Origin of the sequence: Ruegeria sp. HKCCA6837 (assembly GCF_013034475.1) — a bacterium.
In the GTDB taxonomy this organism is placed as follows: Bacteria; Pseudomonadota; Alphaproteobacteria; order Rhodobacterales; family Rhodobacteraceae; genus Ruegeria.
This window is the reverse complement of the sequence record NZ_WQGD01000004.1, coordinates 74942-99129: the sequence shown is the minus strand read 5'-3', so window position 1 is coordinate 99129 and position 24188 is coordinate 74942. Positions and strand designations below refer to the sequence as shown.

Below are 24188 nucleotides of genomic sequence, written 5' to 3'. Positions count from 1 at the left end.
CTCGCAACAAACGGCATCAGAACCGCAAAAAATGCAGCCCCTGCCCCTCGGGCATGGCTTCGATCTCTGCCGGAATTATGGCTAAACCGTCGGCTTGCGCCAACAGTGCGACGCGCCCGCTGTAGGATGGGGCCATTAACCGAAGGCGGGGCGCACCTTCTACGGACACGCCTTCGATCTGGACCGGGCGATACTCCTGACGACCCGCGCGGCGCTGAAGCGGCTCGGCCAGAACCGCCTGCTCTGGCATTTGAGGCGTGCGATGCAGCCCGGCCCGCCGCGCCATCATCTGCGATCCAATGATCTGCCAGGTCACATAGGCAGACACCGGGTTACCCGGCAGCCCGATATATAAAGCACCCTCTCGCCGTCCGAACATGATCGGTTTTCCGGGTTTCATCGCAACCTTCATCACATCAGTCTGGCCGCCTATTTCCGCGAATAGGCGTGGCATATGATCTTCATCCCCGACAGATACACCACCCGTGGTAATAATCAGATCAGAGGTTTCACAGGCTTCACGCAAGACCTGTTCCAGCAAGACCGGGTTGTCTTCAACCGGGCCCTTGTCGGTCAGCTCGATCCACGGCTTGTCCAACAATGCCAACAGCATATAGCGGTTCGAATTGTAAATCTGGCCGGGGCCCAATTCTTCGCCCGGCTGCTTCAACTCGCTTCCTGTCGAGAAGATTGTAACTTTCAGTTTGCGGACCACTTTCACCGCTCCGTACCCGGCCGAGGCCAAAGCGGCTGCTTCACGCGCCGTGATCTCGCATCCCCGGCGCAAGATCGGGGCACCTGCTTTCAGGTCCTCGCCCACGCGGCGGATATGCTGCCCTGGTTTCGGGCGGCGGGTGAACCGGATGCCGGTTTCGGTCGTCTCGCAGTCCTCCTGCATCAGCACCGCGTCGAAATCATCAGGAACCGGAGCACCAGTGAAGATGCGCAGTGCACTGCCTGCCGGGGCCGAATGCGCGCCGCTGTCGCCAGCTGCAATACGTCCAGCGACGGGCAAATCGAACAATGGGCCATCAACCAGATCTTGAGTCCGAACCGCATAGCCGTCCATCGCCGAATTATTAAAGGCTGGCATGTCGACCTTGCTGACACAGTCCTCTGCCAGAACCCGTCCAATCGCTTGAATCAACGGCAATGTTTCCGTGTCGGCCAACGGATCAGAGACGGCCAAACCGCGGTTCTGTGCCTGATCGACAGACAGGTACATGTGAGCGTGGCGGTCACAGGCGCATCCATCAGCCATTTTTGTTCTCCAATTGTTCGAACAGCGCTTCAAACCCAGCCTGCTCAGCCTCGCCGAGTTTGGGCAGATGGGCGCGCGCTTCTTCCAGGTTCGAGTTGGGATCGCCGACAACCAGCAGCATGACCATGCCATGGCGGCCATGCACGCGGCAGCGGATGCCATAGACACCCTCTTTCTCGAAGTTCAAGTCCATCTCGGGCTTGCCTCTGATCTCGAAACTACGGGCTCCGACGGGGATCATTCGGATAATCGACGTAACCGTGTGACGCCCAGTAGAACCTTTGAAACGCACGGTTGCCCCGGCGGGGACACGCAACAGGTTCGGTTCAAACCGAAAGGTATGCGCTGGGGTATCGGCGTTCAAATCGATGATTTGATGCACAACGACAACCTCGGGAACATCCGCGGCCTGCGCGGCAGGAGCAAATGCCAATGCCCCTGCCAAAATCGCTGCACATGGTTTCAGCGAAAATACCATCTGTCCCTCCGGGTTCAGGCCGCCCGTGAAGGTTCCCCCAACAAATCGGCCAGCGCGCTTATCATTACCGGCCATTCGGCGCGGTGGTCTTCGTCGCGCAACTCGGTCAGCAATTGGCGACCAATGGACATCACTGCAGGGGCGTCGTCTTTGACATAGGTCAGGATTCGTTGCTCGGGGTTGGCCAGAAGAAACGGTACAATAGCAGCACCTGCCTGATCCGGAGCAGTCACCGACAAAAGACGCATCGCTGCTTGCCGCACCGGGGCCGAAATGTCATCCAGCAGGCTACGCGCCACGTTGGGGGTGCCGTCCCATTGGGTCAGGACGTGCATGGCATCGATGCGAAAGGCGGTGTCTCCGGTTTTTACCATCGCCCGCAACTTACCTCTCAGCGCGTCTTGCAGTGGCAGATCGGCCTTTTGAAGCAATTTCAATGCTTGCAGCGAAAGTGTTGAATCTGTGTGCGAAAGCCCCTGAGTGATCAGATCGACCAGTTGCGCTTCGCCCAGCTCTAGCCCGTTGCGCACAATTGAAACGCCAAGCGCTGCAAAGGCTTGTTGTGCTGTGTCGCTTTCGGGGTCCTTGGTGATCTGAGCAAGCATGATCTGCATCCCGCGAATTTCGCCCAACAGGCGGATGGCGGACATGCGGGTCTCTCTGTCCAGCGCTTCGGCGTCGTCATCCAGCGCGACGCGACGGCGCTTGGGATGACGGGTTGCCTTGGCCAACAGCGCCTGCTCGCGCGGTGTCAGGGGTTGAACCGTGTCTTCCTCGGCCTCTTGTGTCATCTCAGCGGCGATAGCGTCATGGCCGAGGATTGCACCGAGGCTTGATGTTGGACCATTCTCGCCCCCTTCTGAGACGTCCAGCCCAGCATCTTCCAGCGCGGCGATATCGTTCTGCGTGGCGTCTTCCTCGGTCTCCTCCTTGTCCGCGGCCACTGGCATCGGGGCCAACGCAAAGGACAGCAGCAACTCTCGGCCCTGTTGTTGGTTCACATGCGGGCGATCCATGTCAGTAACGATCAAGGCAAGAGACGCCACAGCCTTAAGCCGAACTGATCGGAATGGCGAGCGACATGCACGCTGTAACCATTCTACCGCTTCGCGAAGGGGCGAAGTTGCAAGAGCATCCACGATAGCCCATTGAAGGCGCTCAGCCTTGAGGTCATCGCTTTCAACAGAAAAAAGCGCATTCAGGCGATCCGCCACCAAAGTTGGCGCCAAAGCTGACAACAGGCCCAATGCCTGCGCCGAGACCTCGGGCTGTTGACCGGTGGCAAGGAAGTCCAGCACTTGCCAGCGCAAATCTTCCTGATCCGCGATAGGCTGGCTACGATCCAGTCGATCGATCAGCGCCATTTGAACCTTGGCTCCGGGGTCACGCATCATACGGTCCAGCAGTTCGGGTTCTGAAAAACCGGACTGATTGAGCGCGGCAATCCGAATTTCTTCCACTGAGTCCGTCAATGCTTGCTCGACCAAAACCGGATCGTTGGGCATCAGTGCCTCATAGGCAATCAAACGAACAGCTCCATCCTTATCATTCAAAGCCTTGCGCAGAAGACCTTCGGCTTCGGCACCACCAATCGTTGCCAGGGTACGTAGGGCGCGGTGGCGCAGGCGGCGGTTTGAAGACTGTGTGAAAACGCCCAGAGTTGGCACGGCTGGTACGCCAATCCGTCCCAAAGCCTCGCAGGCAACATCGCCCAACTCCTGCCCGTCTTCGTCCATCAAAGCCATGACAATGGGCTCAATCGCAGTCGCATCCGCCATCTGCCCCAGCGCCCTGATCGCAGCGATCTGGGTGTCGAGCCAGTCATCCCATTCGTCCTGGTGCAACTCGTCTTCATCCCATGTAATCTCATCCCCGCGTCCGGTGACGAGGGTGCGCAGGTAAGGCGCGGCATCTTCGGCCTTAAGCTCGGCCAGGGCCGTCACGCAGGCCAGTTTGACCTCGCCACAGGGATCGTGAATCAGGTTCTCAAGTAGCTGCGGGGCTGCTTCTTTCACACCCAATGCCCCCAGAGCTTGGGCGGCATCCTGCCGGACGTCCTCATCGTCGTCCAGCAGCGCTTCGATCAGGGCCGGGCTGTTGCTGGCGCCTATGGTGGTCAGGGCCTGAATCGCGCGCAGACGAATGACGTCATATTCGGATTTTGCATATTCGGAAAACAGGCCGCTGGCCTCATCTCGCAGGGCGGTATTGGTCTGAATGTTCATATCAAGCTGCCATGTTTGTGTCGGGAGGGTTGGGAAGTGGAAGGCAGGTTTCCCAACCGATACCTGCCTTCCAGGTGGTCCCTTCTGCAGTGGGACCGAACCAGAGGGGCGGCATGGCGTCCGCCCCCCGGCATGCTTTCATCAGGCGATGTCGCGCGGTGCAAAGGACATCGTGCGGAACGAGGTCTTGTAGGGGCTTGGCCCCAGTTTGCGCAGCTTGGCAACGCCCATCTTGTAGTTGTAGTTGCCGCTGATCCAGTCGACGATCCGGCCCTCAAGCGCGTTCGCAGGCTGCTGCATGTGCAGGAAGTCCATGTAGACCACGCTTTTCTTGATGGCGGGCGTGACCATGGCCACGGCGGTGATCGCCGCTTTGGTCAACTCGATATGCCCGTTCTCCATGAGTTTCGAGAACTGAAAGTCATCGCCCTCCACACCCAGCAGCGTGTGTTTGTTGCCCGGAACGCGTTCTGAATACACCATCACATAGTCACCGCTTTCGATGCCGCGTTCAGCCGCATCGTCGGGATGGATTTCGACCCAGTTTTCCGGCCAACGCTGCACGATATAGGGGCGGCGACGGTCGTCGAAGCCAGACTGCCAGCGTTCGTTGATACGACCCGAAGTGGCCCAAAGCTCGCCTTCGTCCTTGTTGGGTTTCAGCCATTCCCAATAATCCGAGAACAGGCCCCACGGCGATTTCTGAATGTTGCACTTGCCGGTTTGGCTGTTGAAATGCGTCAGCTTCTTGTTGAACACATCCGCGCCGGCTGCACCGGTATCGGGCAGCGTGCGGGTTGTGTCGTGCAGACGCTTGGTTTCAATCAGCGTTACGCCATCGGCATCCAGCATGACCGGGCATTGCACACCATCGGTGCCAAACTCACGGACCTTCTGGTGCAGGCCTTTTCCCTCTTTCTTGGCCAAACGATAGACAGCGTGGAAGTCCTTGCGCGACCCGCGGGTAAAGCGCACGGCCTCTTCGGCGACTTCGTTCGAGCTCTGCCAGTCGAACCCGTCAAAACCCATCCGCTGCGCCAGTTGCGCGATGATCCACCAGTCGGGTTTTGCCGCACCGGGGGCATCATAGAACTTCTGATAGAGACGCAGACGGCGTTCACCATTGGCGCGCAAAAAGTCCTCTTCACCCCAGGTCGCTGCGGGGAACACGATGTCGGCGTAGCGGTTGCCGATCGGGTCCTGCAGATAAATGTCCTGGTTGATCACCACCATGCCACCGCTGTCGGCGCGGTCCTTCAACGTGTCGATCATCTCTTGCTTGTCAAAAGAGGCGATCTGGTGCGGGTTGCGAACAGTGAGTTCCTCGAACTTGTCGGCCAGCTGCTGGCTGCCGCACATGGATTGGATCCATGTGGTGCCGATCACGTGGGCCATACGGGTATGACCTGCGATCAGGTACCGATCAGTATCCATGGCGCGGCGACGGCGACCCGGCAGCTTCTCGGGCGATTTGTTGCGCGGATATTTCCCGCCCTTCACGCCGCCACGCTGGTGTCCACCGGCCCGGCCAATGACCTGACCCGGACGACCGCCACACCCGCAAATGATCCCCAACGCGGAAATCGCCTGTGTGTTGCCGGTGTTGTTGGACCAGTAGAACCCTTTCTCGATCATGATCGAGGTTTTCGGGCGCGAGCCGTCATCCTTGGGTTTGGCGAGCCATTCGGCGGCCGTGTAAATCTTCTGCACGTCGATCTCGGCCATGGCCGCAGCGGTCTCAGGCGCGAACTCGTCCTGCGACAGAAGCCATTCCTTCCAGTCTTCAAAGCCCTTGGTCTGGAATTTGTCCCAGGTTGTCCGCCACTGCCATGGCGTGTTCCGGGTGCCCTGACCAAAGCCGGAGGAGCTTTCCCATTTGTTGTTGACCCATTTCTTGATCCAGTCGCTGTCTTCCCAACCATTTTCCACGATGACGCGGGCGATGGCGTTGACGACCAGCAAGTCGGTACCGGGCAGAACGTCGATATGCAGACCACCCATCTTGACTGCATGGGCCACACCGGCCGAGCTGCGCGGGATCAGATAGATCTCTTTCTGGCCGTTCTGCATCCCCTTCATCATCCATTGGGTATAGAGGATAGTCTTGGTCTCATATGGATCAGTGCCGCAGACCAGCAGGGTTTCCGCGTCACGCCAGTCCTCATAGGAGGGGCCAAAGTTGTCAAAGCCCGCATCCCTGAAACCGGGGGTCGAGGTCACATCGGACGGCGTGTCGTGGAAAGTGAAGTTGGCGGTGTTGATATGGCGCAGCGCGTATTTCGAGATCGCATAGGTGTTCTCGATATACTGATAGCTGAAGGTTTTCACGCCATAAGCGTTGGTGCCGTGCTTGGCGATGACGTGGTTGCCCACCTCGGCCGCCACATCCAGCGCCAGATCCCACGGAACTGGCATCAATGTGCCATAGATCCGCATCAGTGGTGTCTTCAGACGGTCGCGTGTCGGTGTCTGCGGGTTATAGCATTTCTGCGCGATACACCCGCCCCGCAAGGAACTGTCGCCGTCAGTGTTGACGTATTGCGTGTCCTTGTCAGGAATGATCACCACATGGTGCGGCTGGCCTTTGTGCAGCACGATATTGTGCTGGTTCGGCGCAACCCAGGCACCCAGAGGTGCAACAGGGAAATCCTCGCCAAACGCGTTTTCGTCCGCAGTTGGGCCACCGGGTTTGGCCGTCACGGGCCAGCGGTAGACTTTGTAACCACAGGCCACGATGCAGTAATCGCAGGCGGTCGAGATGACCTCGGCGCCTTTGGGCGGCAGCGGGACGTTTGTTTCGGGTACGTAATACGGGGTTGCCATGATACCGTCTCCCCTTATGCAATCAGGTTGTCGTAACGGCCGTAGATCAGGCCGAACATGCCAACGGCGTAGATGTCATCACCGTCCAGTTCCAAAAGAACCTGCGGTAAAGACTGGTAGGCTTGCCCCGAAACGAGGATGCCGTGCCGTGTCACGTCATAGGTGGACAGGTGCAGCGGGCACGGGCCCAGCACCTTATGTTCGGGCTTGTAGCTGTCATACATCGACCCGCCCTGGTGGGTGCAGGTGAGGTTGAAGGCCACAACGTCCTTTTGCGGACCGATGCCACCGCCGCTTTCCACGCCGGTCTTGACCAGGATCGAGTCCGAATAATCGCCCTCATCCGGGTAGTAAAACTCGACCGGCTCATCCTGTTTCAGTTCGGACAGTTTGCCGATCAGCTTGCGCGGATAGGTGGATACAAGGGCGGGAACCTGTTCGGCCTGGCCGTGACGGGTGGGCATGGCCACCATCACGGCAAAGGTCGTGGCACCCGAGGCGAACAGGAACTGGCGGCGGTTCACGGTGCAGGCCTTCTTGGCCTCACCCGTACAACTGCATCTGGTTGCGTTATGATCTTTCATGACGCTTACTCCTCTGCTGCAACCGCAGGAAGCGGCTGATAATCCGGCAGATCGGGTTCTTCGACCAAGATCTCGTCACCGGACAGGGATTTCAGGAAGGCCACCAGATCCGCCTTTTCCTGCTCATTCAGGCCAAGGGGTTGGATCAGCTGGGTTTTGTTGGCTGAGAACTCATTCTCGCCGCCGCCCTGGTTGTAGAATTCGACCACATCCTCAAGCGTCTCCAACATGCCATTGTGCATGTAGGGTTCGGTATAGAGTGTGTAGCGCAGGGACGGCGTGCGGAACTTGCCTTTGTCGGCCTTTTCCTTGGTGCGGAAATAGAACCCGGGATCATCCTTGGTGTGGCGATACATCTCTTCGGTCGAACCTTTGGCATAAAGCTCATACCGGAAGGTGACTTGGGCCAAACCATCATCCTGCCAACCGTCATAGGCGGGCACGCCGGTGTTGTAGTATTTCTCATCCGACAGCAGCGCACCGTTATGGCATTCGGAACATTGTGCCTTGCCGGTAAACAGCTCCAGCCCGCGTTTCTGTTCGTCGGTCAACGCCGCATCATCCCCGCGCAGATAGTTGTCGAAGGGGGTATCGGTCTGAACAATGGTCCGTTCAAACGCGGCAATCGCGCGCCATGCGTTGCTGATGCGCGGCCATTGATCACCGAAGACATCGTTGAACCGTTCGACATATTCGGGAACGAAGGCCAAACGCGCCTCCATCATGTCGGCTTCACCGTTGCCTGCAACCGCACCGCCTGCCGCGGATTTGGCCTGGCTTTCAAGGCTTTTGCTTGAACCCGCCCAGAACAGTTTCCCATAGTAAGCCGAGTTCACAACGGTCTGACTATTGCGCCAGTGGGTTGTGCCGGGATAGCCAAACGAGATAGGCGCTTCGACGTCCCAGCCAACATCGGGCATATGACAGGCCGAACACGGCGTCGACGGGTTACCGCCCAGACGCGGATCGAAGAACAGCATTTTGCCCAGTTCGATCTTGGCGTCGGTTTGCGGGTTGTCCAGCGGGATGGGTGGTTCACCCAGCGCCACCAACGGCGCATCCGGGTCGGGGTCTGCCCCGCCGATGCCGGCCTCAATCTTCATGCTGGTTTCCGCGATAGCCTGCGAACCAAGGACCGCAAACAGGGCAGCGGTGGCGATTGTGCCTGAAAGGTAAGACTTAAGGTCTTTCATGGGTCCACTCCTCAGTTTGTTGCGTCTTGCCAGTTTTCGATCGGCGCATAGTCCGTATCGATCTCTTCGGCGACGAAGTCGGGGCCGGTCAGCGGATCGCCGGACAGTGCCTTGAGGAAGGCCACCAGCTGGGCTTGCTCGGTCTCGTTCAGGTTCAGCGGTTTGATGCGCGGATCCTTGTTTTCGTCGTCACCACCACCTGCGTTGTAGAAGGCCACCACATCTTCAAGCGTCGCGATCGAGCCGTTATGCATATACGGAGCTGTATAGGTCAGCTCGCGGAGCGTGGGTGTCATGAAGGTGCTGAACGTGTCGGCGGTGTGGGTACGGATATACGCACCAGGATCGGCGCGCAGGTTCATGTAGTTCTCGACGCCGAGGAACTTCATCATGGTCACGAAAGTGATGTGACGTTCCGGAGTTGCCCAGATATCGGGATTGTCGCCAACGCCGATATTGTGCGGCAGGTCATCGGTGAAACGCTCGCCCGAGTGGCACGAATTACAGCCGCTCGCGTTGAACAACTCGTACCCCGCTTTGGCCTCATCCGACATCTCACCGGTGTCGAAGGGTGCCCCGCGCGAGATCAGCGTTTTTAAGTATTCCGGAATCGCATTGCGGACACCGCCGTTCGAAGGCTCGCCAAAGCCGGCGGCTTCGAACATCTCGACATAGACGGGGTCCTGCTTGATGCGTTCTTGCATCAGACGCATGTCCATATTCATCGAGTATGTCTCGGTGATGCTTTCGCGGGTCACGTCGTTGAGGTTGGTGCCTATGCGCCCGTCATGGAACCACGCTGCCCGCTTGGCGCTGTTGATCAGCGTGGGAACATTGCGGAAATGCAAGCTGCCGGAATAGGCATCCGACAGGGCCTGCCCGTCGGTAAACCCGTTTTCCGGCTGGTGGCAGCTGGCGCAAGACAGCTCGGTGTCGCCGGACAGGCGCGGATCAAAAAACAAACGTTTGCCAAGGGCCGCCTTGGCGGGGTCGAACTCTATGGCTTCTACCGGTCCCGGCTCATCCGCCAGGGCCTGGTGAACCGGGAACGCGACGCTCATCGTCAGCAGCGAAGCTGTCGAAAGCACCGAGAACCATGTTCTGGCTTTGGTCATCATCTAAAAGCCCCTTTATCGCTAATCCGATCTCTCCGGGTGATTGGGGATCGGTATGGCGAACACTAAGGGTCAGTTGTTTCGTGAGAATTTGACCTTTGTTAAGTTTTAAGAAGAGATGTTAAATTATGTTACAAACTCAGGTCATCTGAGACCGGATAATTCGGGCAAGTGACTGAATTTCCATCGGCTTTTGAACCATGATTGGGGAAGCCCCGGCAACGGACACCTCGGCATCATCGAAATAGCTGCTGATCAGAATAGCAGGCAAGTCTGACCGGATTGCGCGCACGGATTCGATCAGGTCCGTACCCCGCAGGCCGGGCATCATCAGGTCGCTGATCAGGATGTCATAGCTTTCCGGAGCTTCACGAAACGCCTCGCGCGCTTTCAACGGATCGGAATAAGCTTCGACACGATATCCGTATCGCGTCAGCAGCCGCCGCGTCACGTAAAGGATGTTCTTGTCATCGTCGACCAACAGGACATGTTCGTCCCCTGCCACTGCTTCGACCTCGGCCTGATCTTCGGGGCTGAGCGCGGGCATCAACGGATAGAACAAGCTGAAACATGTGCCCTTGCCCGGTTCTGAATGCAGTTCGACACGACCACGACATTCCTCGACGCTGTTATGCACGATGGTCAGACCCAGACCTGTGCCTTTGCCGACGGGTTTTGTGGAAAAGAAAGGTTGGAACACTTGTTGCTGCAAATCCTCAGCAATGCCAGGGCCGGTATCGCTGACGTCTAAGCGGATCACCCCAATAGCGCCGTCCGGCAAGTCGTCCAACGCACCCTTGTCGGCCAGGCCGATACGCAACGCAACTTCACCTGGCTGATCGTCCATAGCCTCAAACGCATTGTGACACAGGTTCAGAAGGGTCTGAAAGAACAGTGTGCCGTCAAAATCGGAAAAGGCGGTTTCGACCTCGAGATCAAAGCGCGTCTGAACGCTGGGCGGGGCAGATACCCGGATCAGATCCAGCGCTTCCTGCGTGGCTTTGACCATATCACCGCGACGGGGGTTGCGCGGTCTTTGTCGGGCGAAGGTCAGCATCTTGCGAACCAATGCCTGAGCCCGGCGCGCAGCGATGCGAATATGGTTGACCGAGGTCTGGATGTCGTCATTCCCTTCCGCATCCAGTTCGATCAAATCGGCGTTTCCGGTGATACTCATCAACACGTTGTTGAAATCATGCGCGACCGAGCCTGCCAGAATACCCACAGCTTCCATCTTCTGCACTTGGGCAAATTGCTCATGCGTGCGCCGGGTTTCGGTAATGTCTTCGCCAATCCCGATATAGTGCGTGACTTTGCCGTTCTGATCGACCAGCGGGAAAATCGCAGTTGAAACCCAATAATGGCTGCCATCCTTTCTGAGATTCCGAAACACGCCATACCAGCTTTTACCACGTTGCAATTTCTGCCTTAGATCGGCGTAAACCCCCTGTCCCGAATGTCCCGATTGCAGCATTCTGGGCGTGTGCCCATAGACCTCATCCGCCTCATATCCGCTGAGGTCAAAGAACTTGCGATTGGCATATTCTATCTTCAGCTCGGTGTCTGTGATGATGATCGAAGCCGGACTTTGTTCGACAGCCCGCGCAAGCTTGCGCTCGGCCAGTTCCACTTGCTCGCGCAGTTCCAACTCAGCCTTCAAACGACGATTGGTCCGCAGGATGTTTGAGATCAGCAACGTGGTCAGGATGGCAATAACCCCAACCACCGCTATTAAACCGACCAGCAGAACCGAGAAGCGGCGCACCAGCTGTTCCCCTTCAGAGAACGCCTGAACCATGTCCGACAAGCTTTGATCGCGCTCGGTGATCCACAGTGCCTCCAGCGTAGAAAGCGCCGCAAGCGCGTCACTGTCGTCGACCCGCACCAAAGCATCTATCTCTTCGGCGCGCAGGCCGGCTGCTATGCCCGCCTCAATCTTGGGAATATTCCCGATATATTCCAGCGCCACCCGTTCGATGCGTTGCAATGCATCCAATTCAGTCTGCGACGGCGCGGCGTTGCGGTAGGTTTCGATGGTTGTCAGAAGGTTCTGCGACTGGGATTTTAAGGTCGGCGAGTATTCTGCGTCGTGCCGCAGGACGTAGTTTTTGAAGTTGTGAATCAACCCCCCATAGCCGAAATATCCCCGGATTTCCGATATCCAATAGCCGCGAGGGGTGGTCTCGACTGAATAGCCATGCCAGACCTTTCGCATTTCACCGATCCGGTCTGTCGTTTCGCGCGACATGTACAGGAACACCGACAGGATGAAGACCAACGCGACCCCCATGGCGATGGCCACTCCAAGCGGTGCGGCCATAGATCTTTCGGATGTTTCACCTGTGGCCGTCGCGGGAAGGCTGTGCCTGAAGACCATGATTCCTCCGACCTGATCCTTGCAGTGTGCGTTTACCCTTGGTACCCGCTTCAAGCGAGTATTGCGAAGAGCCTATAGCGCGGCAAATCGCGCAGAAGTCGGGTTGCGGATTCTCTCAGACGATGCCAGCCGAATGCCAGACGTGTTTGACCGTCATGTAATTCTCAAGCCCCTCTGTTCCGCCTTCACGGCCAGACCCGCTGGACTTCACACCCCCGAAAGGAGTTTCGGGCATCGACGCTTCAAGCGTGTTGATCGACAGATTCCCTACTTCAACCTCATCGATCAATCGGTCGATGTAATCCGCCCTGTTGGTAAAGGCATATCCGGCCAGACCGAAAGGGACAGAATTTGCCTGATCGATTGCCTCATCCAATGAGGCCACGGGGTTTATGACTGCCACGGGACCAAAAGGCTCTTCCTGCATGATCCGCGCGGTATCAGGAACGTTCAACAAGACTGTAGGTTGAAAGAAATAGCCCTGATTGCCTATCTGCGCGCCTCCCGTGGCGACAGTTGCCCCTTTGGCCCGTGCATCCTCGACCAATTCGGTCAGGGCAGGCACGCGGCGTTCATTGGCCAGCGGGCCCATCTCGACCCCTGACTCCAAGCCGTTGCCGACAACTGTGGCCGCTGCCCGTTTCACAAAGTCATTGGCGTAGAGATCAAAGATGCTTTGGTGCACGAAAAAGCGGGTCGGCGACGTGCATACTTGCCCGGCATTGCGCATTTTGCGCACCGCACCAGAGGTCGCCGCCGCCTGAACATGCGTGTCTTCACAGACAATGACCGGTGCGTGGCCACCCAACTCCATCAGCACACGCGTATCATGCTGGGCCGCAAGGGTGGTCAAATGCCGCCCAACACCTGTTGAACCGGTAAAAGCCACCAGACGCACGGGGTCTTGCGGTATCAGATATCCGGAAACTTCTGCTGGCTCCCCAAATACCAGGTTCAGAACGCCCGGAGGCAATCCCGCATCTTCAAACGCTTTGGCAATATGTAACGCCCCAGCAGGGGTTTCTTCCGCAGCCTTAAGGATCACCGAACAGCCCGAAGCCAACGCACCAGCGATTTTCCTTGCCGGTTGGCTCATGGGGAAGTTCCACGGGGAAAATGCTGCGATAACTCCGATTGGCAGGTGATGCACCGCGAATTTGTGACCCGGAGCCGCCGGAATGATCCGCCCATAAGTCCGCATGGCCTCGCCAGCGTCCCATTCAAAAAACTCGGCCCCGCGGATCACTTCCAGCCGGGCTTGCTTCAGGGGTTTGCCGTGCTCCAACGTCATTGAGTGCGCAATCGTGTCGATACGGTCCCGCATCAGGGCTGCGGCGCGCAGGATTGTATCCGCGCGTTCACGCGGAGACGTGCGGCTCCAAACGCGGAAACCTTTGACAGCCGCCTCCAACGCATCATCCAGGTCCTTTACCGATGCGCAGGGCAACCGCCCAAGCTCTTCTTCGGTTGCCGGGTTGATCACCGGGATATCGCGGTCGGTTTTTCGCCACGTGCCATCAATGAACAGTTTAAGCTCTGGATACATGAAGCTAACACCTCTTTTAGCCTTTTTTTCAGATCGCTCGATGCTTCGCATTACTTCAAGTGAATTGAACAAATACGGGTATCACTTTGGCGAATAGCTGGCTTGTTTACCCTGCGCTGCCTTGTGCAGTGCCGTTTTAAACGCCCGCCCGGCAGGTGACAGATCATCGTCAGCACGAAAAGAAACACCGATCGGCCCCTGACCGAAGGGCACGCTCCAATCAACTTTGGCAAGGTGACCATGTTCGATATCCTGCGCAACAACCTCGGCTGGCATAAGACCAATCAGGTCGCGCGACTGCAGCAAGGCGCGGTTCGTCAGATAAGACACCGACTCGATCATGACCGGTGGCACATATTGCTGCTGCCCAACAAAGAAATGATCGACCTGACGCCGCAACGTAGTCTCTTGCGGGGGAAGTATCCAACCAAAGGGTTTGGTTTGAGCAAACGTCACGTCTTTGCGACAGACAAGCGGATGCTGAGGGCCAACAACCGCTAAGATTCGATCCTCGAACAATTTTTCCTGCCGAATCTTGTCGCGATGCCGGTGTGAGGGCAGACGGCCAACAACCATATCGATCTCACCCGACAGAAGTCGAGGCATCAGAACTTCGTTCGTGCCCTCGTTGACCTTGACCGCAACATTCGGACGGTCTTCCAGCAACAGTTCAATGGCTGCAGGCAAGAGACTGGTTGATGCAGCAAGCAATGTACCCACAACGACACGACCCGAGTTACCCTCGTTCAGATCATCCAATTCCTGCGCCGCATTGGACACCTGCGCAAAGATCAGTTTACCGTGGCGTATCAGGGTCTCTCCGAAAACGGTTGGCACCACCCCACGATTGGTTCGCGTGAACAGTTTCACCTCGAAATCCAGTTCAAGATCCTGGATCATCTTGGTGGCCGCAGGTTGAGAAATGCCCAATTCTCGGGCCGCGTTTTGAATATTGCCATGCGCACCCACGGCAACAAGCAGACGCAGTTGGCGCAGTTTCAGGCGTGTCAAAGCACGATCAACGATGCGAGAGTGACGCCCAACCATGGTTAAAGCACAATTGGATTATTAAGCTGGTTCAGTTTGGACAGCACGCTCATCGCTGCAAGCGCCGAGCTTCTTGGATTGTCAGGCAGTGCTGCGCCACTGATCCGAAACTGAAAGGTGCCAAAATCGCCTTCAGCCTCGATCTCGTGAATGTTCTTCTGGATCGTTGGGTCTGCGATCAGACGAACTTGTGTGGCATCAAATCCCACTCCTGCCAATGCCACGGCTGCCGCAACATTTGCATTCTTTGGGTAAGACAGCGCCGCCTCGCGGGCAGAACCCTGGAAATGGGTTTTTGCGTCACTCAACTTTTCGAGATCCAGGCTGTGTTCGGCAAGCGATCCTTTCCACCCCGCTGGCGGCTTACGCCCAACATAGGTAACAGATGTGAGCGAACCGACCGCCGCTGCGCTCAGGCAATCCAAAGCTCCGATGGCACCACTGGCCAGATGCAAGCGCCCCCCACCCTGCCGTGCCGCGCTTTCCAACCGATCTGCGGTCTTCCGGTCCGCCAATGCACCGACAGAAACACTGATGATGTCGATACCTTTAGCCAGTATGAGCGGCCCCAAACCGGCCAAGGCCTCATGCCCTGCGCAATCCAAAACCATATCGGTGCCGTCTGGCAAGTCATCAACCGAGCCAACAAATAAAGGCGTTTTTGACTCAACACGATGTGGTCTGACGAGAAACGCCACCACTTCGTGCTCATGCTTTGGTAAGGCGCGCTGAACATATTGCGCAATTGCGCCGGTTCCAATGATTGCTATTTTCATACCTGAATCCTAGACCAGCACAGAAGAAATCTGAATTGGTAAGTTTGTGGTATAATTTTTTCAGATAGCCATTTCTCTGAAATCGGGCTGGATCGACTGTCGCAGTGTGCTTTTCATAGGGCCAAGGACACGGGGACTGCATACTATGAAATACATCAAACACGACGCAAAAGCTTATGCCCGTGAGAACATGACGGGGATCTGGGCTGCGGCGTTGAATCCGTTCAACGAAGACCTGACGCTGGATGAGGCCGGACTGCGCGCTAACATCCGCCATTGGATCGACGATCTGGACATTCAGGGCCTGTTCATTGCCGGAAAACAGGGCGAGTTCTTTTCGATGAGCCTTGAGGAACGCAAGCGGAACTTCGAAATTGCCGTCGAAGAATGCGCGGGCAAGGCTGGCGTGATTGTCTCGGTCTCAGATCAGAACATGAATACGGCGTTGGAATTGGCCCACCATGCCCAGAACTGCGGCGCGGATTACATCGTGCTGCACGCGCCGGTTCTGAGCTTTGTGCAGGATCGCGGTGAGGTTCTTTACCAATATTACAAGCGGTTCTGTGACGAACTGGACATCGGCATCGCCATGTGGAGCCATCCGGACAGCGGTTATCTGATGCAACCCGAAGAATGCGCACGCATAGCGGACTTGCCGAATATCGTGGCCATCAAATACTCAGTCCCTCGTGAGATGTATGTGAAGCTGACACATATGGTCGGAGACAAGATCCATGTCTCAACCTCAGCCGAACATGAATGGCTGGACAATATCCTGGAACTCGACTGGAAGCTCTATCTCTGTTCCTCCCCGCCTTATCAGCTGCAAAGCAAGGTCGATCAGCGGATGAACGAATACACACATTTGGCTTTTGCCGGAAAGGCGGATGAAGCGCGACGTGTGTTTGACAGCCTCAACCCTGTCCGGGATGCCATGAAACGCACGCGCCCGGCGGGTAAACCCACGGCCTTTGGAAAATACTGGCAGGAATTATTGGGTCAGGTCGGTGGCCGCGTGCGTCCGCCGATGCTGGAACTGACCGAGGCCGAAAAAACGATCATTCACAAAGCATTCGACGAATGCGGTCTTCGCGTCTGAAACGGTTACGCGCCAAGCTGTATAAAGAAATCTGATAGCTAGATGCTGAAAATTTCTTTGCCGTTGTGGAAAAACACATCAAACTTTCGACGATAGGGAGTGGGACATGTCGAAACTGCAAGCATTTAACTTCAAGGCCTGGATCGACGAACACCGCCATCTGCTCAAGCCGCCTGTGGGCAATCGTCAGGTTTGGGAAGATGCCGATCTTATGGTCACGGTTGTTGGCGGCCCGAACAAGCGAACGGATTATCACGACGACCCGGTCGAAGAGTTCTTTTATCAGCTGGAAGGCGACATGGTGCTGAAAATCTTTGATGGAGAGGAGTTCTATGACGTTCCGATCCGCGAAGGTGAAGTGTTCCTGCTGCCACCGCATGTGCGCCATTCTCCGCAACGCCCACAAGAAGGCTCTATCGGGCTTGTTATCGAACCAAAACGCCAGACGGGTGAGCTGGACGCCATCGAATGGTACTGCTTCGAATGCGGATCACTGGTGCATCGCGCAGAAATGCAGCTAAAGTCCATCGTTGATGACCTGCCTCCGGTTTATCAGAAGTTCTATGCCTCGGAAAAAGATCGCACTTGCCCAAATTGTCAGGCGGTGCATCCGGGCAAGGAACCACCCGAGGGCTGGGTTACATTGTGAAATAAGATCAAAACAGGGGAAGTCATGAAACATATTGTAAAAATTGCCGCCTCTGCGGCTGTGCTGGCAATGTCATCCGTTGCCGCTCAGGCCGAAGAGTTCCGGTTGGGCCTGATCACGCCGCCACCGCATATCTGGACCAAAGCCGCAGAGGCCTTTGGGGCTGAGTTGAATGAGGCCAGTGGCGGCACGCATTCAGTGTCGGTTTTCCCGGCGCGCCAGCTGGGGAACGAAGCTGAAATGCTGCAGCAATTGCAAACCGGCGCGTTGGACATGGCCTTCATGACAGTCGCGGAAGTGTCGAACCGCGCGCCCGAGTTGGGGGCTTTCTACGCTCCTTATTTGGCAGATGACATTGGGCACGCAGGGCGCATTCTTCGGTCTGACACAGCCAAATCCATGCTTGAGCCGCTACCGGGTCAAGTTGGCGTCGTGGGCTTGGGATATGGTATGGCCGGGCTGCGTCAGATCGTCAGCCGAGGCGAAGTTTCATCCGCCGACGATCTGTCTGGCCTGAAGCTGCGGATCACGCCGTTTACACCTATCCTCGACTTCTACAACGCGGTAGGGGCAGCGCCTACGCCGATGCCATTGCCTGCGGTCTATGATGCTTTGGCCAACGGCCAGGTCGATGCCATCGATATGGATGCCGAGTTGATTTGGGTTCTGAAGTATTATGAGCACGCTGACACCATCGTGCAGTCGGATCATATGATGTTCCCGATGGTTGGTCTGGTATCGGCCAAGGTCTGGGCGGGTTTGTCGGAAGAAGACCGGGCGATGATTTCTGAGCTGATGGCCAAACACGTCGACAGCACCATCGACGCCTATGTCGAAAACGATTCTAAATGGCTGGAGCAGATCGAAGGCACGGGCAAAGCCTACAAAAAGGTCGATGCCTCGTTCTTTGGCGATGCGATTGAAGAGTGGAACGGGATCTGGTCCGAGAAGACCTCTTCCCTTGACGCTTTGCGGCAGACTGCGGCAGAAACAAAATAACGAAAACGGCATGACGGAAAGGGCGCAGGTCGATCCTGCGCCCTTTTTCTCGGGAGAACAGCGATGTTGTATCGGCTGTCGGCTGGCTTGGCGCGGGTCGAATTGTGGTGCGCTGCCTTTCTGGCGGTCTGCATAACCGTTTTGATTTTGCTGAATGTCGTCACCCGCACGGCGGGTAACGCCCTGTTCTGGGTCGATGAACTGGCGATTTACGCGATGGTCTGGATGACCTTTCTGGGCGCGTCCGCCGCGTTGCATCATCGCAGTTCGGTGTCGATTTCCATTCTCTCCGACAATGTGCCGGATCACGCAAAACGGGTAATCCGCAAGACGGTCGATGTCGTTGTGTTCGCCTTCTCCGTCACGATGCTGTGGTTCTGTTGGCTCTGGTTTCTGCCGCTGGACATCGCGCTCAGCGGCTTTGACACCTTGGCTTTTCAAGGACAGACGTTCAATTTCATCTATGCCGAGCCGACACTGACCCTGGGCCTGCCAAAATACCTGTTCTGGCTTGTCATGTGGCTGTTTGCGCTTGGTGCAACTTTGCATTCCACCATGCACTTGCTGAGCGCCCCTACGAAGGGAACGCTAACATGAGTCCCATCGTCTTTCTGGCGACCCTGCTTCTGTCTGTCCCAGTGGCAATCGTGCTGGCCATCACCGCCATCTGGTACATCTGGGAAAGCGGCAACACTGTTCTTTATGACAGCTTCGCGCAGAAAATGTTCGGGGGTCTTGAGAACTATGGCCTTTTAGCCATTCCGCTGTTCATGCTGACCGGCGAGCTTATGAATGAGGGCGGAATGACCCGACGCCTTGTCGCGCTAGCGCGGGTGTTTGTCGGCGGGTTTCGTGGCGGGTTGGCTTATATCAACCTGCTGGCCAATATGTTCATGGCGGCGATCATCGGCTCTGCCACAGCACAGATCGCGGTGATGTCGCGCGCCATGGTCCCTGCGATGGATGAAGAAGGCTATGACAAAGGCTTTGCCGCCGCGACCACAGCCGCTGGTGGCTTATTGGCCCCGGTCATTCCGCCATCGATGATGTTCGTGATCTTTGGTGTGCTGGCCCAGATCCCCATAGGTGATATGTTCATTGCCGGTATTTTGCCGGGCTTAATTCTAGCTGGTGCTTTCGCGCTGGTCATCACTTTGATTGGTTGGCAGCAACAGTTTCCCAAAGGTCGCTGGATGACGCGGGCCGAGGCTTTCCGGTCCCTTATCAGCGCCGCTCCGGCCTTGCTGATCCCGCTGTCGATCATCGGCGGCATCCTGTTCGGGATCGCCACCCCGACCGAGTCCGCCGCGATTGCGTCCCTGATCGCCTTTCTAGTGGGCTGGTTGGTGTATGGCGATCTGAAACCGAAAAACCTAGCCGAGATGTTCAAACGCACCGCTGCCAATGCCTCGATGATCCTGTTCATGATTGCGGCCGCCAGTGTGTTTGGTTGGGTCATTATCTACGAAGAGATACCGCAGCATCTGGCCGGTTTGATCACATCCGTCACCTCGAATCCCTTTGTATTTCTGCTGATTGTAAATCTGGCTCTGTTGCTGGTTGGAATGGTGATCGACGGCATTGCAGCGATTATCCTGATCACACCTATCCTTCTGCCCATTGCAACCGGGTCCTATGACATCAGCCCCTATCAATTCGGCATAGTTGCCTGTTTGAACCTTGTGCTTGGCCTGCTGACACCGCCTGTCGGGATCGGATTGTACATCGCCTCATCCATGAGCGGTACCACACCGGGCTCAATTCTCAAATCGCTCTGGCCCTTCCTGATCGCGGTGACATTGGTGCTGCTTTTGCTCAGCTATTTCCCCAGCCTGTCGACACTGCTGATCTGAGGGGGAACCAAACGCTCATCTTCGCGACAGGAAAAACTTGCGCTAAACTTCACAAAAGTTGTTCGCTAGATTGATCCTAACGCCGTTCTTAGCACTCGCAGGGAAGAACATGCTGCTAGACACCCCAATCTGCAATTTTGGCTGGAAGGCCCCGGACTTCACGCTGAAGGATCCCAACGGCCAACTTTTCACTATGTCCGATCATCTGCGAAACGGACTGTTGATCGCCTTTATTTGCAATCATTGCCCCTATGTCAAAACGCTGGCAGATCGGCTGGCACAGGACACGGACCTGTTGATGTCAAAGGGGATTGGAGTCTTGTCGGTGATGTCGAACGACTATCGCGACTATCCTGAAGATGCACCGGATAGAATGTTGGAATTCGCGCGCGAAAACGGGTTTAACTTCCCGTATCTTGTCGACGAAGAACAAACCGTTGGCCGAGCATATGGCGCAGTCTGTACACCCGATTTCTTTGGTCTGAACGCAAATGGCTTGCTGCAATACCGTGGACGTCTGGACAATCTGCGCCGCGGCGAAACCGGAGCGCGCGTGCCGGAACTTGTCGATGCGATGCTTCGAATCGCCGAAACCGGCCAAGGCCCTCAGGATCAGACACCATCGATGGGTTGTTCAATCAAATGGACCCACGGATGCGTTTAGGAGCAACGCGATGAACGTGCAGTACCTTGTTGCCACAACACACTCTTGACCCGCGCGGCCCTGTCGTTCTTGATAAGATCAATCGTCCCGCGCGGCCCACACGCCGATCTCAGGGATCATACGAAAACGCGAAGAGCTTGGCATCGTCGCGTCTGAGTCATTCGCGGGGTCACATGGCAGATATCTCAGACTGGCTGAGCAAGCACGGCTTATCCAAATACGCCGACGCCTTTTCCCGGCATGAGATCGAGTTGAGCGATCTCTCGGAACTCAACGATGACGACCTGATCACAATTGGATTGCCGTTGGGTCCAAGACGGCGCTTTTTGAAGGCCATCCGCGAAGGCGCGCAGGGACGTTCAGTTCCCGAACGCAATATTGTCGCCGAACGCAGGCAGCTGACGGTGATGTTCATAGATCTTGTGGGCTCGACGCCGTTGTCGCAACAGCTCGACCCCGAAGATCTGGCCGAAGTTTTAAGGCTGTTCAAGGAAACCTGCGCCGCAGCCGTCGCCGCATATGACGGACATATCGCCAGCTATTATGGCGACGGCATCATGGTGTTCTTTGGGTTTCCTCACGCGCATGAGGATGATCCCGAACGCGCGATACACGCGGGCTTGCGGATCATTCGCGAAATCCCCAACTTGCAGACCCACGCACAGCTTCAGGTGCGTATCGGTATCGCCACCGGCCTGGTCGTTGTTGGCGATCTGCGTGGTGAAAAGATGTTCGAGGATGGCACAGCGATGGGCGAAACCCCAAACCTCGCCGCGCGATTGCAATCCATGGCCGACCCAGGCGCCCTAATCATTGCGCCAACGACACACGAGCTTGCGGGCGATACGTTTGAATACGAACGTCGCGGTACATTTCAGTTGAAAGGTTTCGCCAAAGAGGTTGAAGCTTGGCAGGTCACCGGTACGCGCCAAACTCTCAGCCGGTTCATGGCCTCGGATGACACAGCGATGAGCTCGCTTGTCGGTCGAACGCTTGAATACAAAACCCTACACAGCAAATGGGATTTGGCCCGGCAAGGGCATGGTCAAGTGGCGCTAGTGTCAGGCGAAGCAGGGATCGGAAAATCCCACCTGATCGAAGAGCTGAGCCGATCGATTCCCGAAACCAAGTTCCAGCACATCCGGTTTCAATGCTCACCTTATCACGATGCCAGCGCACTGTACCCCGTCATTCGCCAGCTTGAGGCCGCGGCAGAATTGCGAGTGGACGACAGCGCGGCGGAGAAACTGGACAAGTTAAAGCGCTTGTTTGGCGCACCGTCTGACTTCACGCTGAAACTGGCTGCATTACTTCTGTCGGTTCCATTCGAGGATCAGTTGGGTCCGCTGGATCTGACGCCTGATCAGGTGATGAAACAGACGCTGGACATGCTGGTGGATCATCTGCTTGAAACAGCCGGGAAGACTCCGCTGCTTGTGCTGTTCGAAGATGCGCATTGGATCGACCCAACAACAAAATTGATGCTCGACCTTGTTGTTGAACGCCTCGCTGATGCACCTGTGCTGATGGTGATGAGTTATCGCACGGGCTTTGATCCGGGTTGGACCTTCACCTCAAATCTAACTCATGTCGACTTGAAGCAGTTGGGCTTTGAACAAATCAAAGAAATCGTGGACGGCGTCGCCAATGGCAGACCTGTTCCAAAAGCGGCTTATGATGTAATCGCGGCCCGTTCCAACGGCGTTCCACTTTATGTCGAAGAAGTCACCAAGGACCTTATTGAGACCAACTTTCTGATTGATGGCACCGACACATTAGCGGCTGGCGGCGCGTCGGCCTCATCTTCCGTTCCCAAGACACTGCATGATGCCTTGATGGCCCGGCTAGATCGACTGAGTTCGGCCAAAGAAGTGGCCCAGATAGGGGCGGTGATCGGACCAAATTTCTCGTTTCCTCTGATCGCCCAGGTTGCGCGGTTGGACGAAAGGGCGTTGCGGGCAGGTCTGGATTTGCTGGTGGAGGCAGACATCGTGAACAGCTCGGGCACGGTTCCAGAGCAGACCTTTACCTACCGTCACGCCCTCATTCGCGACACGGCATATAACAGCCTACTGAAACGCGAACGGCGAGGGCTGCACGCCCGCGTGGTCGAAGCTTTGAAACAGACCAAACGTCAAGACGCAGCAGTCGGCCCCGAGATACTTGCCCATCACTACACGATGGCAGACATGCCGAAGGAGGCGATCGATCATTGGTATCTGGCTGGGCAACGCTCTGTCGAACGGTCGGCTGCGGTCGAAGCGGTGACACAATTGGGCCGGGCCGTCGCCTTGCTTGAAAAGATGGACGACTCTGTCGACCGGGATCGAAACGAGACCCGCATTCAGGTTCTGCGAGCAGGCGTTCTCCGTTCGACTGCAGGCATTGCGGCCGATAAAACAGGCGCCGCTTACGCGCGAATACGCGACCTGTGCAACCGGCTGGGCGAAACCGAACAGCTTTTCCCGGTTCTCAATGGCCTTTACGCTTATCATTTGGTGCGGGGTGAATACAATCTGGCCAAGGACACTGCAGCTCAATTGCTGGATCTGGCAAAACTTGACGAGGAATCGCATCACACCATGATCGCGCATCGGGCCATGGGCGCCGTGTTGCTGCATATCGGGCATCTGGAATCTGCTTCTGATCACCTGAAACAGGCGCTGAGTTTGTATGATCGGGAACAGCACAGCCGACTGGCCTATGTCTATGGCACTGATCATGCCGCCATTACGTCCTGTTTTCTGAGCATAGCGGTCTGGCTTCGCGGCGAGCCAGACCGTGCCCTTGACATTCAGCTTCAGGCTGTGTCGGCGGCACAGGATTTGAAACATGCACACAGCATGGCGCAGACATTGACCTATCTTTGCATGCTTCATTTGCTGAGGCGCGACCCCCAACAGGTCTATCCTGTTGTGGCACAGCTGGAAGCGTTGGCTGTCAAACATGCGTTCCCGTTTATGACTTTAACAGCCAATGTCTGGCGCAGTTGGGCAGACGCACAGACAAATCCCAACCCAGACTACCTCAGCGTGATGCGCCACGCAGCCGAAGCCTGGTGGGCCAGCGGGGCCGGAAACTACAAACCCTTGTTTCTGACCGCGATGGCCGAGGTTGCTTTGAACGCGCAAGATTCAAGGTCCGCGCTGGACCTGCTGAACGAAGCACGTGCGCAACAAGATTTAACCAATGAAGGGTGGGCGCAGGCTGAAACAAATCGGATCGAAGCGCTGTTACAGTCCTCGGACAAGCCAGCCGACCACCTGTTTTCGCACGCCCTGCAATCTGCGCGCGATCAGCAAGCCAGAATGTTCGAGCTGCGCGTGGCCGTAGATTATCTGCGGACCTGTCAGCGCTGCGGGCGTGCGCCCAAGGTTCCCCCTGACATCGCGGGCATACTAGACGCGATTACCGGCAGCACGCAAAACAGAGATGTCGCAGACGCCTTGGTTCTGCTCGAAAATACGCGACCTTCATAAGATCTGGCACCTGCTTTTTG

The 24188-nt window shown here is 56.6% G+C and carries 18 protein-coding genes; 7 read left to right on the top strand and 11 right to left on the bottom strand.

Going from position 1 to position 24188, the window contains the following annotated elements; genetic code table 11:
• Positions 1–16 precede the first annotated feature (16 nt).
• The 11 genes from glp to GOV91_RS08045 form a co-directional block, all read right to left on the bottom strand.
• The gene (glp, locus tag GOV91_RS08095) at positions 17–1261 is read right to left on the bottom strand and encodes a gephyrin-like molybdotransferase Glp (RefSeq protein WP_171235113.1); all 1245 of its coding nucleotides are present in this window, start codon (positions 1259–1261) and stop codon (positions 17–19) included.
• Complete coding sequence (locus GOV91_RS08090; RefSeq protein ID WP_171235112.1) at positions 1254–1739, bottom strand: hypothetical protein; 486 nt, start codon at positions 1737–1739, stop codon at positions 1254–1256. Before GOV91_RS08090 ends, glp begins: the two co-directional genes overlap by 8 nt.
• 14 nt (positions 1740–1753) lie before the next feature.
• Positions 1754–3964, bottom strand: coding sequence for a HEAT repeat domain-containing protein (locus GOV91_RS08085; RefSeq protein ID WP_171235111.1), 2211 nt, complete (start codon positions 3962–3964; stop codon positions 1754–1756).
• 141 nt (positions 3965–4105) lie between these two features.
• Complete coding sequence (locus GOV91_RS08080) at positions 4106–6787, bottom strand: arsenate reductase (azurin) large subunit (RefSeq protein ID WP_171235110.1); 2682 nt, start codon at positions 6785–6787, stop codon at positions 4106–4108.
• Between the two features lie 14 nt (positions 6788–6801).
• On the bottom strand, positions 6802–7371 hold the full coding sequence (locus GOV91_RS08075) for an arsenate reductase (azurin) small subunit (protein ID WP_171235109.1): 570 nt from the start codon (positions 7369–7371) through the stop codon (positions 6802–6804).
• Between the two features lie 5 nt (positions 7372–7376).
• Positions 7377–8564 carry a cytochrome-c peroxidase gene (locus GOV91_RS08070; protein WP_254440618.1) on the bottom strand — a complete coding sequence of 396 codons (1188 nt, stop codon included), beginning with the start codon at positions 8562–8564 and terminating at the stop codon, positions 7377–7379.
• A gap of 11 nt (positions 8565–8575) precedes the next feature.
• Positions 8576–9682, bottom strand: coding sequence for a cytochrome-c peroxidase (locus GOV91_RS08065; RefSeq protein WP_254440617.1), 1107 nt, complete (start codon positions 9680–9682; stop codon positions 8576–8578).
• Positions 9683–9818: 136 nt separating this feature from the next.
• On the bottom strand, positions 9819–12056 hold the full coding sequence (locus tag GOV91_RS08060) for a PAS domain S-box protein (RefSeq protein WP_171235108.1): 2238 nt from the start codon (positions 12054–12056) through the stop codon (positions 9819–9821).
• Positions 12057–12171: 115 nt separating this feature from the next.
• Positions 12172–13602: an NAD-dependent succinate-semialdehyde dehydrogenase gene (locus GOV91_RS08055; protein ID WP_171235107.1), complete on the bottom strand. Its 1431-nt coding sequence runs from the start codon at positions 13600–13602 to the stop codon at positions 12172–12174.
• Positions 13603–13683: 81 nt separating this feature from the next.
• On the bottom strand, positions 13684–14649 hold the full coding sequence (locus GOV91_RS08050) for a LysR substrate-binding domain-containing protein (RefSeq protein ID WP_171235106.1): 966 nt from the start codon (positions 14647–14649) through the stop codon (positions 13684–13686).
• 2 nt (positions 14650–14651) lie between these two features.
• Positions 14652–15425 carry an aspartate dehydrogenase gene (locus GOV91_RS08045; protein WP_171235105.1) on the bottom strand — a complete coding sequence of 258 codons (774 nt, stop codon included), beginning with the start codon at positions 15423–15425 and terminating at the stop codon, positions 14652–14654.
• A gap of 145 nt (positions 15426–15570) precedes the next feature.
• Here GOV91_RS08045 and GOV91_RS08040 point away from each other — a divergent pair, with 145 nt between their 5' ends.
• The 7 genes from GOV91_RS08040 (at position 15571) to GOV91_RS08010 (ending at position 24168) form a co-directional block, all read left to right on the top strand.
• Positions 15571–16524 (top strand): dihydrodipicolinate synthase family protein, encoded by a 954-nt coding sequence (locus GOV91_RS08040; protein ID WP_171235104.1) that lies wholly within the window; start codon positions 15571–15573, stop codon positions 16522–16524.
• A 106-nt stretch (positions 16525–16630) separates the two neighbouring features.
• The gene (locus GOV91_RS08035; RefSeq protein ID WP_171177126.1) at positions 16631–17173 is read left to right on the top strand and encodes a 3-hydroxyanthranilate 3,4-dioxygenase; all 543 of its coding nucleotides are present in this window, start codon (positions 16631–16633) and stop codon (positions 17171–17173) included.
• Positions 17174–17197: 24 nt separating this feature from the next.
• Positions 17198–18172 (top strand): TRAP transporter substrate-binding protein, encoded by a 975-nt coding sequence (locus tag GOV91_RS08030; protein ID WP_171177128.1) that lies wholly within the window; start codon positions 17198–17200, stop codon positions 18170–18172.
• Positions 18173–18235: 63 nt separating this feature from the next.
• Positions 18236–18769, top strand: a complete 534-nt coding sequence (locus GOV91_RS08025) for a TRAP transporter small permease (RefSeq protein WP_171177131.1) — start codon at positions 18236–18238, stop codon at positions 18767–18769.
• The gene (locus GOV91_RS08020; RefSeq protein ID WP_171177133.1) at positions 18766–20025 is read left to right on the top strand and encodes a TRAP transporter large permease; all 1260 of its coding nucleotides are present in this window, start codon (positions 18766–18768) and stop codon (positions 20023–20025) included. Before GOV91_RS08025 ends, GOV91_RS08020 begins: the two co-directional genes overlap by 4 nt.
• Positions 20026–20134: 109 nt before the next feature.
• Positions 20135–20689 (top strand): thioredoxin family protein, encoded by a 555-nt coding sequence (locus tag GOV91_RS08015; protein ID WP_171235103.1) that lies wholly within the window; start codon positions 20135–20137, stop codon positions 20687–20689.
• A gap of 173 nt (positions 20690–20862) precedes the next feature.
• Positions 20863–24168 carry an adenylate/guanylate cyclase domain-containing protein gene (locus GOV91_RS08010; RefSeq protein ID WP_171235102.1) on the top strand — a complete coding sequence of 1102 codons (3306 nt, stop codon included), beginning with the start codon at positions 20863–20865 and terminating at the stop codon, positions 24166–24168.
• Positions 24169–24188: the final 20 nt, after the last annotated feature.